The following is a 14,454-nucleotide window of genomic DNA, read 5'->3' on the forward strand; positions in this document are numbered from 1 at the left end:
ATTACATCTTTGTTGCGTTATTTCTCAACCTTGCAATTCTGTCTTCTAGCGGTGGATGAGTACTAAATAGTTTTGAGAAAAATCCGGGCTTCAAAGGATTATTCATGAACAAATTGGCAGTGGAAGAGCTTTGTTTTTGCATTGGTCTGCCGTATTGGCGCAATTTCTCCAGCGCGCTTGCCAGCCCTTCAGTGTCTCGTGTCAATAGCACTCCCGAAGCATCCGCCAGATATTCACGCTGTCGACTAACCGCCAATTGAGTTATCGTTGCCAAAAGCGGCGCCAATATAACCACGATCAGCCCGAGAGCATAGACAATAGGATTAACATCACTATCACGGTCGTCACTATAAAACATCATTCTCAGCGCCAGGTCTGCAAATAGACCAATCGCGCTAACCAGACCAAAAGCAATCATACTCACGCGGATGTCGTAATTTCGCACGTGGCTCATTTCATGCGCCATAACCGCCTCCAGCTCTCGCTTGTCCATGATGTCTAAAAGCCCAGTAGTCGCACCAACGATGGCGTGATTCGGGTCGCGACCAGTCGCAAAAGCATTTGGAGCTGGATCATCAATGATATAGACTTTCGGCATCGGCATACCAGAAGCGATAGACAAATTTTCCACCACTCGCCAAAGTTCAGGAGCGTCATTTTTACTAATTTCCTGAGCGCCAGTCATCATCATAGCCAACTTGCCAGCTATAAAATATTGCAGCCAAGCATATAACATCGCACATATAAAAATGACGAGTGCCAGTGAATAGCTATCAGTTGCCGCTCCAATAAACAGACCGATAATTCCAATAATTATCACAAACACAGACATAATTAATATTGTGTTGCGTTTGTTTTGAGAAACTGCATTGTACATATGCTAATTATATCAAAAATCGCCCGCTAAAAATAGACGAGCGATTTTCATTTCGAGGTTCAATTAGAACTTTACTTCAACTGGATTTTCGACGCTTGCACGGTCTTCAACGTCAAAGAATTCCTTAGCTTGGAAGCCAAACATTCCCGCGATAATGTTTGTTGGGAAAGTCTGAATCTTCGTGTTTAAGTCGCGAACGCCACCGTTGTAGAATCGGCGAGCTGCTTGGATTTTATCCTCAGTGTCAACCAATTCCTGCTGCAATTGCAAGAAGTTCTGGTTTGCTTTCAATTCTGGGTAAGCCTCAGATACGGCAAACAGGCTCTTCAACGCGCCCTCCAAGGCATTTTCAGCCTTGGCGGTTTCAGCCACGCTGCCAGCATTCATGATTGCTGAACGAGCTTCTGTGACCTTCTCAAACACTTCTTTTTCGTGTGTAGCATAACCTTTTACCGAGTTGACCAAATTTGGGATCAAATCAGTTCGGCGCTTTAGCTGAACAGTAATGTCGCTCCACGCCTCTTCTACGCGGTTGCGCAGTACCACTAAGCTGTTGTACGCACCGATTACAACTCCTACGAGTACTAATAAAACTACCGCTGTAACAATAAGTACAATTACCAATGGACTCATTTCTTACCTTTGTCCCTTTCCTATTCAATATTATTTTCTTTACAACTTTGGTGCGCAAGGCGGGAATCGAACCCGCACGACTTTTGGTCAAGGGATTTTAAGTCCCTCGCGTCTACCAATTCCGCCACTCGCGCTTATTTATATACAATCCAGACACCTACGCGCCAGACTGTCTATATTATACTATATTCGCCAAGTAAATTGTACAATTTCGCAAAATAAAAAATAGCCCAATACTCAGGACTATTTATCAAAAATTGGAGGCACGTACGAGAGTCGAACTCGTCTAAAAGGTTTTGCAGACCTCTGCGTAACCGCTCCGCCAACGCGCCACCACTCTTATTATATCAGATTTTGTAAAACATATCACGAACAGATCATCTAATAGCTGTAATATGTTTGGTGCGAGCGAGAAGACTTGAACTTCCACGAGCGCAATGCTCACTAGCCCCTCAAGCTAGCGCGTCTACCAATTCCGCCACGCCCGCATAACCACTTACCATTATACCCGATTACGGGGTTTTGTAAACGGACTTTTTCTCTGTCGCCCAATATTGAACATCAACATAGCGATCGACGGGATTGACAACTTCGGTGCTTGCATCGAGGGCTTTAACGTTCCGAATATGGATATAGTCAAACTTCGGCTGATACAAGGCAATCGCTGGGGCGTCTGCTTGCCAAGTGGCAGTAAACTTCGCGTAACGATCAGCGCGTTGCTTCGCTGAGATTTTAGATCGACCACTTTCCAGAGCATCGTCCGCTATCGCATTATTGTAATTAGAGAAATTCAAACCATTGTTGGTTGCCTGTGAAGAATGCCAATAGGCGTAAACATCAGGGTCGCCGCCCAAGGAGAGCTCATAAACCAGCACGTCAAAATTGCGCGGCTGCAAAACTGTCTGAAGAATATTTTGAGTGGCATCATTTGGATCGACAACTTTAATATCCGATTCTATATTCAGCTCGTCATACCAAACTTGAGCCAAGTATCTGGCAGCCTTTTCGTAATTGCTATTCTTCAAAACGACTACGTTGAGCTTTAACTTATCATTTCCCTTCTGGCGAACATTATTCACACTCTTCCAGCCCTCAGCATCCAGTAGAGATTTCGCTTTTTTAACATCATAGCTAGCAGAGTTCGAGCTTTTTCCTAGGAATTTATTAAGCGTTGGACCAGATAGCTCTTCCGTAGACAATGACAAAGATTGACGTAGTTTGGACGTATCGACACTGAGCGACAAAGCTTGACGAACAGCTTTTGATCGCAAGAACTGACTGTTGTTATTAAACAGCGCGTAAACTCCGTTATTCAAAGAATGCGCTTCTGCGGTATACATAGATTTTACCTCGGCGGATTGATCGTTATAAATCAATTCTGGAGTTCCTGTAATTTCTCGCGTACGCAAACTTTTCGCAATATCATCCTGCGTCGGATACGCGTACAACTGGAATCGCTCTAACTTAGGCGTGCTGCCATAATAATTGCTGTTCGACTGCAAATATAGCACTTTTTTACTGCCATCGCTCGTTACATTCTGCAACAACCTAAAGGCGAATGGACCGCTGGATATAGGCGACTTATTAAAATCATGTTCACGTAAATTCGACGGCTTAACATCTTTTAATATATGCTTAGGAATAATCGGGAACGTCAAAGCGTGGACAAACGGCGAATATGACGACGGCAAGATAAACTTCACCGAGTCATCAGACACTTTCTCGAATTTTATAGACTTCCAGCCAGATATCTCAGCTCCAACTTCTGGATTCGCTAATAACTTCAACGTAAAAATTACATCGTCCGCCGTTAGATCTTGCCCGTCTGACCACTTCAATCCCTTCTTCAGCTTAACCGTATATTCAGTTTCTTTATCGTTCACGCTGATGCTGTCCGCCATGTCAGCCTTTATATTGCCCGTTGAGTCATATCGATACAAACTTGAAAATAGCAATTTCGCGGCGGATTTTTCAGCATTGGTTTTTGCGAAAATCGGATTTAGATTCTCTAAAGGACCCAGCACACCCTCAGAATATGATCCGCCAGAAGTGTACGCCATTGTCGCGAAAGAATTGCGAGAAATATGCCACTGCACCGCACTGGCGCCAATCATCACCAATACTAGAATAATCCAAACAGAAACTCGACGTCGCACATTAGACAAACGATCTAACCTGGATGTCACGAATTTATGTGCATGACGCAAGCTCCCCTTTTCAATCTTGCGCAGACGCTTATTGACATCTTTGCTGGAAACTTTTAGCCGCGCAAAACGATTCCATGACGAATTATCCGAGCTCAAATCTATTCTCCTATTTTTGCAATCCCGGCAAAATCATACTTGCCAAAATCGATAGCACAAAAATCACCGCAAAAACAATAGTTACATCAAACAAGTTTTTATCAAATCCGCGACGAGTAGTGAATAATTCCCCAGACGAGCCGAATCCTGCACCTAAGCTTGCGCCTCGTTGCTGCAACAAAATTGCGATAATCATCAGTACGGCAGATCCAAGCGTCACGTACGGTAAAATTGTATCAATTGACATATTACTCCTTTTCTTCCCGCTGCAAAACCAGCGCGCTACTTATAATATAGTTTACCAAACTCAATATAATCCCGGCAATAATTGAATGCGCAAAAGTCATAGAAATTCCTGGCGCCAAAGCGAGCGAGATATAAACCATAAAGCCGTTCACAATTAAGGTGAACAGTCCTAAAGTCAGTAGAATTGCTGGCAGAGCTAAAATTGTAACAATTGGCTTCAATACGCTATTCACTACCGAAAATATCAACCCCGCTATCATAAACGTCCACACAGAAGTTGCGCCCGGAGTTTCATTTCCAAGTAGCCGCACTGCAACCCAAATACCTACCGAGTTAAGAATCAGCCGAATCAAAAACGTTGCAAATTGTCTTTTCATTAGTCTTATTATATATAATTTATGCTTTATTGTCGATTGGTCGCCCAAACTTACGACAAGCGCTTAATCAAATCTGCTTTTCTCGTGCCAACTTCTGCTTGCAATTCTGCATAATCCGCCTCGATAATTTTTTTCACACTACCAAACTTTCTCAACAATTTAGCGCGCGTCTTTGGACCAATCCCCGGAATTTCTTCTAGTTGGTTTTTCGTCTGATTTTGACGCTTCAGCGTTGTATGATAGCTCACAGCAAATCGGTGCGACTCGTCACGAATCCGCTGGAAAAGCTTGACAATATCTGTCGTCGCAATAGAACTTTTTGTAAAATTGTCCCGGCTGGAACCGTCATCAATAGCAGAGCCTCGTAGATTCTTTGAATGAGATCCTGCGTTGCGCTGAGCAGGATGCAAATTTACCACATACACATCATTGTCTTCGTAAATAGCGATGTCCTGATGAATAGATTTTTGCAACTCTTCAATGCGCGTTACGTCAATTTGCGAGCCAGTTTTATGAATAATAATTTCTTCCTCACGCTTAGCGATGCTAATAATCGGCAATTTTATTCCGCGCTCATCCCTTGCCTTAATCGCCGCCGAAAGTTGACCCTTTCCGCCGTCAATCAACAACAGATCCGGATGACCCCAGCTTTTGATATTTCGCTCGCCAAGTCGCCTAAAAATCACCTCGTACATATTTCCAGTATCGTCGTTTTTTTCACCCACCTTAAATTTGCGATATTCCGCACGATCGCTCGCACCATTCGTAAAGACCACCACACTCGCCACAACTTGATGTCCGCTCATATGCGAAATATCATAGCCCTCAATTCGCACTGGAATATTTTTCAAGCCAAGTAGTTTCGCTAAATCAGCTAGCGCCTTGTCTTTTGAAATATCCAAAAATTCCTTATCGCCAAACATAACGCGTCGCTGAAGCTCTCGCATGGCGCGCAACTTATTTCTCAGACTTGCCGCCCGCTCAAAATCGTGAAGTCCCGCAGCCGTTTTCATATCACGCTCCAACTCCACAGCAACAGCCTTGCGATTTCCCTTGATATAACTTATCAATTTACGCAAACCAGCTTTATACGCGTCCGAACCATCACTTATCTTCGGACTTAAGCCCAAATCTTCATCCAACTTTGATTGACCAGGTCGTCTTTGGTGAGTGAGATATGGAAAAATTCGCCTCAAATAGCGCAATGCCTTTTTCAGAGCGAAACCATTGTAAAATGGACCAAAATAATCCGCACCATCATCGGCAGGGTTCCGCGTAAAACTGACCGTCGGCCAATCGCTTTTCATATCAATCCGAACATACATCTGAGATTTGTCGTCGCGCAGCAGAACGTTATATCGCGGCATATATCGCTTGATCATCTCGCTTTCCAAAAATAGCGCATCAACCTCACTCTCAGTTTCGATCCAATCAGTATCAAAAATCTCCGCCACCAGCGCCATAGTTTTATTATCTCGCCCGCGCGAATCTTGAAAATACTGACGTACGCGATTTTTAAGAACCGCCGCCTTGCCAACATAAATTACCTCGCCGCTCGCCGACTTATGAAAATAAACGCCGGGCGTTCGCGGCAAAGTTTTCAGCTTGGCTTGCAATGCTTGATTCATTAAATATATTACAATCTAAACACGACAATTATGCAAGCATTATTCTAGCGATTGACTAATCTTCCAGCCACTTCTTGAGAACTACTGCCTGATTATGTTCCGTATCTTTGGCGCCATATAACAGCGTAACTGCAGATTGTTTATTCCAATTATTCTTCGCCTCGGCAGCCGCAGGATTATTATCCAGCTCCTTCATATAACGGCGAGAAAATTCCGGGAATTTTTCTGGATCGTGATTAAACCATTTACGTAATTCATCGGTCGGGGCAATTTCTTTATTCCACTCGTTCAATGCAGCTCGTTCTTTACTAATCCCGCGCGGCCACAATCGATCGACCAGCACACGATAACTATCGTCTGACGCGGTCGGCTCATAAATCCGTTCAATTTTATACTTTGTCATAATTTCATATAACTACAAATTATTGATCAGATCAATAAAAAGCGAAAGCCAACCATTATCCAATACTTATTCAACGCTACGTAAATATTCCTCCAAAAACTCACTCCAGTCAGGCGCATTCTTCTCGCGGAAATAGGCGCGAAGAAAATCAACCATAATTTGATGACGATTTTCTGCTTCTATCCGTCCTGGTTCAGTCAACATCAAACCTTTCAATTTCAGCAGTTTCTCAAAGAAGTGATTGATAAATCCGTCAGTGTCATGCGTATTGCCATCAGCGTTATATTCGTGCGCCGCCAGATTGACATTCGGCCAGACTTTAGGATCAAAAATCCGACCGTCGTGATGACAAGCATAAGTCAACGCCCGCTCAATGCCGACCGCACCAATAGCATCACACATATCAGCGTCAGACGCCAATTTCCCCGCCAGCCGCTGCGGCTGCTTGCCGTTCAGCCGTTTGCTATAACCAATCGCCGCAATATTTTCCAGCACAACCTGACTTAAATCATCAGCTATCTCTGCCTGCGCCATAATATCTACTGCGTTCGTCAATTTTTTCGCCTGTGTTTTACCGACTAATTTATAATCATCAACATCATGCAGCCAAGCCGTCAATAGCACTTCTTGCAGGTTCACTGATTCACTGCATTCGTTAGCAAAACGCTCTGCCAACAACGCTACTCGCTCGACATGATCATCAGCGTGACCTGAAGTGTCGCCGCCCAGTAACTGCCGAACTTTTGTCTTTACTATTTCAAGCTGGGAAATTTGTCGATCGTTCATACTCATATTATACATAAAAGCAGGGTCGCCTACTGACGCTTATTAGCATACAAAGCGTAATATTCTTTGGGAAGATAATTCATATTAAGCCACCGGGCTTCCATTATTTCAAAGTTACATTTTATGTCATAATTAGACGCGTGCGCCGCAAAAACTCGAACTGAAAATTTGGCATATGATTCATGAGAATTAGCTTTTCCGAGATATCGCAGATTATGTATCTTTAATCCAACTTCTTCCAAGGTTTCTCTAACGGTAGCCTGTTCATAACTCTCATTATGCTTCACCCCGCCTCCCGGTAAAGCCCACTTTTGGCGGCTAAAACGATTTTTGACCAGCAAAATATCACCATCATCACGATAAACAATCACCCGCACGCGGTCCTTCTGCGGTATAATCCTAAAAATTAGCGATATGACGCATGCAATTCCACGAAAAATTGCCCGCCCGAATGAACTGAACATCTCGCCAACTATCGATCCTTTGCGAGACATAATTAGTAAAAACTTTCTCCTTTGGCGACAGATTATTCGGTAGTTACGCCGTCAAAATCTTCTTCGTTAGCCTCCGCTTCTTCGCGAGTCGCCCGAACGATTCCATCTTTATGATGTGCTGGACTATAAATAGTATAGAGCTTAAGCGGCTCTTCGCCGGTATTGATCACATTATGCTCAGCGCCCGCCGGCACAATAATAGCACTACCGTCGGAAACAATATATTCATTGCCATCAATCAAAACCTTACCTTCGCCAGACTCAAATCTGAAAAATTGATCATTCTCCTCGTGAATCTCCGAACCAATTTCCCCGCCAACAGGCAGACTCATCAATACTAATTGGCAATGCTTCGCAGTATATAGAACTTGACGAAAATTATTATTTTCCAGTGTTAATTCTTCTATATTTCCACTAAAACCCTTCACAAAAATCCCCTTTACTTCTTTATTTCGCAGCTTTTTCCAGAGCGTCAATCAACGTCTGCTTCGGCTTCATGCCAATCATTTCAGCAACTTCCTCGCCGCCAACAAAAATCTTCATATTTGGAATTCCCTGCACGCGATATTCCATAGCCAATTGCGCATTTTCCTGACTTGCTTCAGTATCAACTTTAACAATATCGAACTCTGTTTCTTCAGCAATTTGATGCAAAAGCGGAGCCATTGCACGACATGGCGGACACCACGGCGCCCAAAAATCAACTAGTACAGGACCGTCGCTTTTTAGCACCTTATCTTCGAATTCTTGCTTCGTTGTAATTTCATATAAAGCCATTATTTCCTCCTTTTCTGGCATTTTTTACAAACTCCCGTCACAACCAACGGGCCGTCAATATAGCAATCGCTAATTTCATGCGCAATCTGTTTTCTCATCTCATTGGCAATTTTAACATCCACCAAGCCATCGCAGCCACTACACACAAAATGATCATGATCGTCCTTATGAATATCATATCGCAAGCAACCCTTTTTGGTCGATGGTGCCAAACCAATCATCCCGTCGCCACACAGGCGTCGAGTTATTCGATGCACCGTCGTGTCGCTGACTTCAGGATGAATGTTCCGCAATTCCTGAGCAATTTCCGCATTCGTCGCATGATGCTTACTCTTTAAAATCGCCATCACGTCATTCGTGTATTTTGTTGATCGCCTAACAATTTGCGTCATGTTCCTATTGTAAAGTATTTACAATAAATAAACAAGGATTTTATTCCACAAATTGACTTATATCTATATATTTCCTATAATAATCAAAGTCTATGAACTCCCGACGGCGAGTTCCTCTAATATGCATTTTTGAATAATTAAGAACGCTCAGTTTTCTGTGCAGCTTATAAATATTAATTTATTATCGAAAGGAATTGATTTGAAAAACAAACCAAACAGCAAAGAAATATTTCGTCTATTTTGGAAGACGTCAGAGCCGTACAAACACCGTCGAAACTTGGCAATATTTTTTGCAATACTGACTCTCGTGGTTACCATTTTTGTCGGGCCGCTCATAATTGCTCAGCTTCTTAGTATTATCCAACACAATCAACTGCACGACGCAAAAAATCTATGGACACTAATTGCTTTATATAGCGTCAGTGGATTATGGTCTAGCGTCATCGGCTGGCGATTAGTTTTATATCTCGCCTGGACATTCGAAACCGCCATGCAACGAGATTTATACGCTCGATGCTTCAGCAAACTGACCAACCAAACACTATTCTTTCATTCAAATAAATTCGGCGGGTCACTCGTTAGCCAAACAAATAAATTAGTTGGCGCGGTAGAAAGTTTTTGGGACACGATAATTTGGTCAATTTTGCCACTAGTTGTTTCACTGGTCGGTTCAATAATTATCCTGTCAACTCTTCTCTGGCAATACGCGTTATTCTTACTCATCTTCTCAATTGTTTTCAGCATCGTCGTTTATTATGGATCCAAGCCAATGGCGAAATTGACAAAAAAAGAAGCCAAAGCCAGCAATAAATTAAACGGACAATTAGCCGACGTAATCTCAAACGTTCTAGCGGTCAAGTCATCTGGCGCCGAAGCTACGGAACAGAAGTTTTTCGCAAAAACTGTCAACTCTTGGCGAAACTCGAGCCTCGACGTAATGCGTGGATTTTTGAAAGTCAGCACCGTATATTCGTCAATCAACATGGTTATTAAAATTGGAGCAATCGCCTTCGCAGTGTACGCAGCCCAGAATGATTTGGTGTCCGTGGCGTCTGTTTACCTTATTATCACCTACACTGGGAGTGTCGCACATGAATTGTGGAACATGAACGGAATTATGCGCAATTACAACCGAATTATCGGTAACGCAAATGATATGGTAGAAATCTTACAAACGCCAACGACATTGATTGATAAAAGCGATTCAAAGCTAAAAGTTACAAACGGCGAAATTTCTATGGACAAAATAACTTTCACGCACGACGAAGGTCAAGGCAACACTCTATTCCACGACTTCTCTCTGGGTATTAAACCGGGCGAAAAATTAGGTTTGGTCGGAGCAAGCGGTTCCGGAAAAACGACGCTCACCAAATTGCTATTACGCTTCGCTGATATTGACTCGGGAAAAATTACCATCGACGGACAAGATATTTCCGAAGTCACCCAAGCAAGTTTGCGTGCAAAAATCGCTTACGTACCGCAAGAGCCATTACTATTCCACCGCTCTGTGCGCGAAAACATCGCTTACGGTCGACCTGATGCAACGGACGCAGAAATTGAAGAAGCCGCCAAAAAAGCTGGTGCTTACGATTTTATCATTGGACTTAAAGACGGTTTTGACACAATGGTTGGCGAGCGCGGAACCAAATTATCTGGCGGACAGCGACAACGAGTTGCAATTGCTAGGGCAATCCTGAAAGATGCGCCAATTCTAGTCCTCGACGAGGCGACTTCAGCGCTAGATTCTGAGTCAGAAGCGTTGATCCAAAAATCCTTGGAAACGTTGATGGAGAATCGAACCTCAATTGTCATTGCCCATCGCTTATCTACAATTGCTAAGTTGGATCGTATAATTGTTTTGAAAAATGGGAAAATTGTCGAGGACGGGTCGCACGACGACCTCATCAATAAAAAACGCGGTGTTTATGCCAAATTATGGGCAAGGCAATCTGGCGGATTTATTGAAGAATAGCTCAATCTGCATACGCTAATTATGTTATAATTAAGATATGGAATCTTTTATTCACTTGATAACTAGCTTCGGCGTATTGGCAATTTTATTAGTGATTTTCGCAGAATCCGGTCTACTAATCGGCTTCGTCTTACCTGGCGACAGTCTGCTTTTCACTGCTGGATATATGGTTCAGCAAAATCCTCAGCACATTGATATCCACATTTTTGCACTTTTGGTTTTTGCGGCGGCAGTGCTGGGCGACAGTGTTGGCTATAGTTTTGGTCACAAAGTTGGACGCAAGTTGTTTGAAAAAGAAAATTCCCGATTCTTCAAGAAAAAATATTTGGAGCAAACAGAAAAGTTTTACGATAAGCACGGCTCAGCGACAATCGTCCTGGCTCGATTTGTACCAATTGTAAGAACCTTCGCCCCAATCGTTGCCGGCGCTAGTAAAATGCACTATAAAACGTTCTTAACTTTCAATCTTATCGGTGGATTTCTTTGGTCATCAGCATTCGTTTATCTAGGCTTCTACGCTGGCGAGTTTTTGACCAAAGCAGGCGTAAATATTGAAGTTGCGGCTATTCTCATCATCTTCCTGTCTGTCTCACCAATGATTATTCATGCTTTGAAACAACCAAATACTCGCGCTTTATTAAGAAAACAATTGTCGGTTCTCCTCTCGAAAACCAAGCGTAAAAAATAGCCTTAAAGCATCTTTTTCAGATATTTGCCAGTGAACGAATTTGGCACTTTGGCAATATCTTCAGGCGTACCGCAAGCCACAACAGTACCGCCGCCAATTCCACCCTCTGGACCCATATCAATTATCCAGTCGGCTGACTTTATGACGTCCAAATTATGCTCAATGATAATCATACTATTACCGCCTTCAACTAATTGCTGCAAAATTCCCAACAGTCGCTTTACGTCAGCAGAATGAAGCCCAGTGGTCGGCTCGTCCAGAATGTACATAGTTTTTCCAGTGGAACGCTTGGAGAGCTCCGTTGCCAATTTAATTCGCTGCGCCTCACCGCCCGAAAAAGTAGTTGCTGGCTGACCAAGTTTAATATAGCCAAGCCCAACCTCGACTAATGTCTGAAGTTTTCGCGCAATATTCGGCACACTGTCAAAAAATTCCGCCGCTTGATCAATTGTCATATCCAGAACATCAGCAATCGTCTTATCTTTATACTTAATTTCCAGCGCCTCGCGATTATAACGCTTGCCGTGACATTCGTCGCACTGAACGTAAACGTCCGGTAAAAAGTGCATTTCAATTTTTATCACACCATCACCCTGACAATTTTCACAGCGGCCGCCCTTAACATTAAAGCTAAAGCGCCCAGATTTATAGCCCCGAACGTTAGCCTCGGGCGTGCTGGCAAAAAGTTCGCGAATCGGCGTAAAAATCCCAGTATATGTTGCTGGATTAGAGCGCGGCGTTCGACCAATTGGCGACTGATCTATGACAATCGTCTTATCAAGAAAATTCACACCTTCTATAGCGTCGTGCAATCCTGGCGCTGTCGTTGCGCGATTAAGTTCTGCCGCTAGTTCCCGCGCCACAATATCATTCACAAGCGTCGACTTTCCGCTACCAGAAACACCAGACACTACGGTCATCAAACCCAAAGGAAACTCCACATCAATGTTCTTAAGATTATTTTCGCGAGCGCCACGAACAATCAACTTTTTATCTTTCACAACTTTACGACGCTTTTTCGGAACGGCAATTTTTTCCGCCCCAGATAAATAGCGACCCGTTATACTATTCTCATTTTTCGCAACAATTTCAGGCGTCCCCATTGCCACTACTTGACCGCCATTCACACCAGCTCCCGGTCCCATATCAACCAGAAAATCACTCTGACGAATCGTGTCCTCATCATGCTCAACCACCAGCACAGAATTGCCCAAATCACGAAGGCGCTTCAACATATCAATCAACTTGTCGTTGTCGCGTTGATGAAGTCCAATTGACGGCTCGTCCAGTACATAAAGCACGCCCTGAAGTCCAGCGCCAATTTGCGTCGCCAAGCGAATTCGCTGCGCCTCGCCACCACTAAGCGTGTTAGCCGCTCGACTTAGTTCCAAATAGTTCAACCCAACATTGCTCATAAACGCCAAACGGGATTTAATTTCCTTCACAATCAAGCGAGCAATCATCATTTCTTGCTCAGTCAATTGAAGCTTATTGTCAAACAAGTCCAACGCGTCATCAACACTCAAATCACACACGTCAACAATATTTAATTCATGAACCGTCACCGCCAAAACCACAGGTTTCAGGCGCGCACCTTTACAGGCATAACAATCCCTCTCGCGCATAAATCGCTCAATATCTCGTCGCATAAAATCGCTGTCAGTTTCCTTCCAGCGCCGCTCCAGATTAGGAATAACACCCTCATAAGTCGTATCATAATGCCGACCACCACCCAAATCAACGCGATATTTTTGGTCACCAGTTCCGTATAATATTTTATGTTTAGCATCATCAGAAAGCTTGCCTACGGGAACTTTCAAACTAAAGCCGTGAGCTTCAGCAACAGACGCCAATCGCTTCATATTCCAAGCGTCAGAGTTCATTCGATTATACGGTCGAATTGCGCCTTCGGAAATCGTCAAATTGTTATTAAAGACCAATTCTGGATCAACCTCCAGCCTCGATCCCAAACCCGTACACACAGGACAAGCCCCCTGCGGTGCGTTAAAACTAAACAATCGCGGCTCCAGCTCTGGAATATCGACATCAGGATGATCAACACAAGCATATCTCTGCGAAAATGTCTTTACTTCATCACTGTCCGCGTCTAAAACCTCGATGACTCCCTGACCCAGATCCAATGCTTGCTCAACGCTCTGACTTAGTCGAGATCGCATTTCCGCCGTCAACGCCAACCTATCAACCACCAACTCGATGTTATGCTTGTAACTTTTTTGCAGCTCCGGAAATTCATCCAGCGCGTACACCACGCCATCCACGCGAACCCTGGCATAACCAAGTCGCTGATATTGCTCCGGAATATGCGCAAACTCACCTTTTTTATTCTTAACAATTGGCGCCAATAGCAGAATTCGCTTATCGACAAATTGTCGCAGAATCTCGTCAATAATAACCTCGGTCGTGCGACGCGTCACTTCATTGCCACAAATCGGACAATGCGGCACGCCAATTCGCGCAAACAAAAGCCTCAGATAATCATAAATTTCTGTCACCGTAGCCACGGTCGAACGCGGATTGCGACTGGTCGATTTCTGGTCAATCGAAATCGCTGGACTGAGTCCTTCAATTGAATCAACATCAGGCTTATCCATCGTCCCCAAAAACTGACGCGCATAGGAATTAAGGCTCTCCATATAGCGACGCTGACCTTCAGCGTAAATCGTATCAAATGCCAGGCTGGATTTCCCAGACCCACTAAGCCCAGTAATCACCACCAGCTGATCTCGCGGAATCTCAATATCTACATTTTTCAGATTGTGCTCACGAGCACCTTTAACACGAATTACCTCTGTCATAACCGCTATATTATACAGGTTTTTGACAATTTTTTCCAGTCCAAATATCGACGCAAATCAGA

Annotated in this window: 15 protein-coding genes and 3 tRNA genes; 2 read left to right on the top strand and 16 right to left on the bottom strand. The window is 43.6% G+C overall.

Annotated features, from left to right (window positions below):
* Position 1: 1 nt before the first annotated feature.
* The 15 genes from htpX to AACH20_RS01750 form a co-directional block, all read right to left on the bottom strand.
* Positions 2-877 carry a zinc metalloprotease HtpX gene (gene htpX / locus AACH20_RS01680; RefSeq protein ID WP_338503547.1) on the bottom strand — a complete coding sequence of 292 codons (876 nt, stop codon included), beginning with the start codon at positions 875-877 and terminating at the stop codon, positions 2-4.
* 63 nt (positions 878-940) lie between these two features.
* Complete coding sequence (locus AACH20_RS01685) at positions 941-1,510, bottom strand: LemA family protein (protein WP_338503549.1); 570 nt, start codon at positions 1,508-1,510, stop codon at positions 941-943.
* 48 nt (positions 1,511-1,558) lie between these two features.
* Positions 1,559-1,644, bottom strand: a tRNA-Leu gene (locus tag AACH20_RS01690).
* 124 nt (positions 1,645-1,768) lie between these two features.
* A tRNA-Cys gene (locus AACH20_RS01695) sits at positions 1,769-1,842 on the bottom strand.
* Positions 1,843-1,910: 68 nt separating this feature from the next.
* Positions 1,911-1,998 (bottom strand) — tRNA-Leu (locus tag AACH20_RS01700).
* A 24-nt stretch (positions 1,999-2,022) separates the two neighbouring features.
* Complete coding sequence (locus tag AACH20_RS01705) at positions 2,023-3,813, bottom strand: peptide ABC transporter substrate-binding protein (RefSeq protein WP_338503551.1); 1,791 nt, start codon at positions 3,811-3,813, stop codon at positions 2,023-2,025.
* Between the two features lie 10 nt (positions 3,814-3,823).
* Positions 3,824-4,060, bottom strand: coding sequence for a preprotein translocase subunit SecG (gene secG / locus AACH20_RS01710; RefSeq protein WP_129631344.1), 237 nt, complete (start codon positions 4,058-4,060; stop codon positions 3,824-3,826).
* A gap of 1 nt (position 4,061) precedes the next feature.
* Entirely contained in the window at positions 4,062-4,436 is a 375-nt protein-coding gene (locus AACH20_RS01715; protein WP_243819339.1) for a phage holin family protein, read from the bottom strand.
* Between the two features lie 50 nt (positions 4,437-4,486).
* On the bottom strand, positions 4,487-6,064 hold the full coding sequence (locus AACH20_RS01720; protein ID WP_338503557.1) for a helix-hairpin-helix domain-containing protein: 1,578 nt from the start codon (positions 6,062-6,064) through the stop codon (positions 4,487-4,489).
* Positions 6,065-6,119: 55 nt separating this feature from the next.
* Entirely contained in the window at positions 6,120-6,467 is a 348-nt protein-coding gene (locus tag AACH20_RS01725; protein ID WP_338503559.1) for a DUF488 domain-containing protein, read from the bottom strand.
* A gap of 66 nt (positions 6,468-6,533) precedes the next feature.
* A complete protein-coding gene (locus AACH20_RS01730) occupies positions 6,534-7,253 on the bottom strand; it encodes an HD domain-containing protein (RefSeq protein WP_338503561.1) in 720 nt (239 codons plus the stop codon).
* Between the two features lie 29 nt (positions 7,254-7,282).
* Positions 7,283-7,747, bottom strand: a complete 465-nt coding sequence (locus AACH20_RS01735) for an NUDIX hydrolase (protein ID WP_338503563.1) — start codon at positions 7,745-7,747, stop codon at positions 7,283-7,285.
* 32 nt (positions 7,748-7,779) lie between these two features.
* Positions 7,780-8,175 carry a cupin domain-containing protein gene (locus AACH20_RS01740; RefSeq protein ID WP_338503565.1) on the bottom strand — a complete coding sequence of 132 codons (396 nt, stop codon included), beginning with the start codon at positions 8,173-8,175 and terminating at the stop codon, positions 7,780-7,782.
* Positions 8,176-8,194: 19 nt separating this feature from the next.
* Complete coding sequence (locus AACH20_RS01745) at positions 8,195-8,524, bottom strand: thioredoxin family protein (RefSeq protein ID WP_129637096.1); 330 nt, start codon at positions 8,522-8,524, stop codon at positions 8,195-8,197.
* Positions 8,524-8,916 (bottom strand): Fur family transcriptional regulator, encoded by a 393-nt coding sequence (locus tag AACH20_RS01750; protein ID WP_338503569.1) that lies wholly within the window; start codon positions 8,914-8,916, stop codon positions 8,524-8,526. Before AACH20_RS01750 ends, AACH20_RS01745 begins: the two co-directional genes overlap by 1 nt.
* A gap of 199 nt (positions 8,917-9,115) precedes the next feature.
* Between AACH20_RS01750 and AACH20_RS01755 the strand changes: the two genes are divergently transcribed.
* Both AACH20_RS01755 and AACH20_RS01760 read left to right on the top strand, forming a co-directional pair.
* Positions 9,116-10,888 (top strand): ABC transporter ATP-binding protein, encoded by a 1,773-nt coding sequence (locus AACH20_RS01755; protein WP_338503571.1) that lies wholly within the window; start codon positions 9,116-9,118, stop codon positions 10,886-10,888.
* A gap of 37 nt (positions 10,889-10,925) precedes the next feature.
* Positions 10,926-11,576: a DedA family protein gene (locus AACH20_RS01760; RefSeq protein ID WP_338503573.1), complete on the top strand. Its 651-nt coding sequence runs from the start codon at positions 10,926-10,928 to the stop codon at positions 11,574-11,576.
* Positions 11,577-11,578: 2 nt separating this feature from the next.
* On the opposite strand, the gene uvrA is transcribed toward AACH20_RS01760, so the two are convergent.
* Entirely contained in the window at positions 11,579-14,392 is a 2,814-nt protein-coding gene (gene uvrA / locus AACH20_RS01765) for an excinuclease ABC subunit UvrA (RefSeq protein ID WP_338503575.1), read from the bottom strand.
* Positions 14,393-14,454 lie beyond the last annotated feature (62 nt).

It is taken from the genome of Candidatus Minimicrobia sp. QA0096, assembly GCF_963967315.1.
GTDB lineage: Bacteria > Patescibacteriota > Saccharimonadia > Saccharimonadales > Saccharimonadaceae > Nanosynbacter.